This window comes from Bacillus sp. BF2-3 (assembly GCF_008368795.1).
Taxonomy (GTDB): Bacteria; Bacillota; Bacilli; order Bacillales; family Bacillaceae_G; genus Bacillus_A; species Bacillus_A cereus.
In genome coordinates this window covers 1-1300 of sequence record NZ_QOSA01000073.1, presented here as the reverse complement: position 1 = coordinate 1300, position 1300 = coordinate 1, and the positions used below count along the sequence as shown (strand labels likewise).

Genomic DNA, 1300 nt, shown 5'->3' with positions numbered 1-1300 from the left:
ATCTACTCCTAAAAATAAGTTTGTATATAACGATTATAAGATATTTTAATGATTGGTTGTAAAAAATTCAACAAAATAATCCTTTGAATAGAAAGCGAGGAATAACAGTGGGACAAGGAAACAGAGGTATGGCATTTGAAATGCTTATTAATCTAGCGAATGATATGTATCAAAGAGGGGGAGTGGCGCTTATTAACAAGCGTCCGACTCCTGTGAAGGTGTTAAAGAGCAAAGGTGGCCGTGTACTAAATGGATTCTATGAAGCAAAGAGCACAGTAGACTATGACGGTGTATATAAGGGACGAGCTGTAGCATTTGAAGCGAAGTCTACAGAGAAAGACACACGTTTTGATTTAAAGAACATTGCACAGCATCAATTGGATTACCTGGAGAAAGCGGAGAAGATGGGAGCGATATGCTTCTTCCTTATAGAATTCAGTAAGGATAAGTCAGTATTCGCAGTGCCACTATCAGTCATTCAATCTTATGTAAGGATGTCTCATCAACCGAAGGGCAAGAAGTCTATACCAAGAGCAGACTTCGATATTTATGGATACTTAGTAGAACAGACAGAACGAGCCCCGATCGATTACTTACAATACGTAGATGAAGCAGTGGCTCCAGTTAGGTTTGATGGCATGATTCAGATTGATCAGGACCATAAGAGGGTAACGGATAACATTGAAGTAGCAAAAGAGAAGATGGCCAACAAGAAACATAGATTATTAAAGGCTTAATGAATAACGGAACAATGCAGAGTGTATGGTGGGGGCTACTCGCTACGCATGTTTCCCTTATTCAATAATAAGATAGTAAAATTTCACGTACCTGATGTGAATGTAAAAAGACAAATTCAGAAATAGGGGGATTCCTTCATGGAGAGACAATTAACATTATTACCGGCTATCGATAGAGAGACAGAAAAACAGGTTCAGAAAGAAGTAGTGAAAATACTAAAGGAATACCGCGCATTGAAAACTCGTTTTGAGAATGAAGTGGAGTTACAACACGAAGGAATCAGTTTGTTCCCGGAGATTAGAGACACGAGATATATTAGCAATATTAAGTTCAAGCAGATCGATAAGGCTTTACAGTATGTTTTAGACTATGACGAGGCAGAAATCATCAAGAGGAAATACTTAAATGCAGATAAGCCGAAAGACAGCTTTATTTACACTGAATTATCGATGAAGAAAGATCACTTCTATTATAAGAAGAAAAATGCGATTCGATTGATCGCTACATCTTTAGGGATGATTTAATAAACCATAAAAAGCCAAATTAACAGTTATTAATTAAC

Annotated in this window: 2 protein-coding genes; both read left to right on the top strand. The window is 37.2% G+C overall.

The features are described 5' to 3' along the window. Positions 1-107 precede the first annotated feature (107 nt). Complete coding sequence (locus tag DN401_RS29575; protein WP_100655125.1) at positions 108-737, top strand: Holliday junction resolvase RecU; 630 nt, start codon at positions 108-110, stop codon at positions 735-737. Positions 738-875: 138 nt separating this feature from the next. After that, positions 876-1262, top strand: coding sequence for an ArpU family phage packaging/lysis transcriptional regulator (locus tag DN401_RS29570; protein ID WP_086404365.1), 387 nt, complete (start codon positions 876-878; stop codon positions 1260-1262). The last annotated feature ends 38 nt before the right edge of the window (positions 1263-1300 follow it).

Excerpts from the sequence above, each read along its gene's own strand:
- DN401_RS29570 (WP_086404365.1), top strand. The coding sequence starts at position 876 with ATGGAGAGACAATTAACATTATTACCGGCTATCGATAGAGAGACAGAA.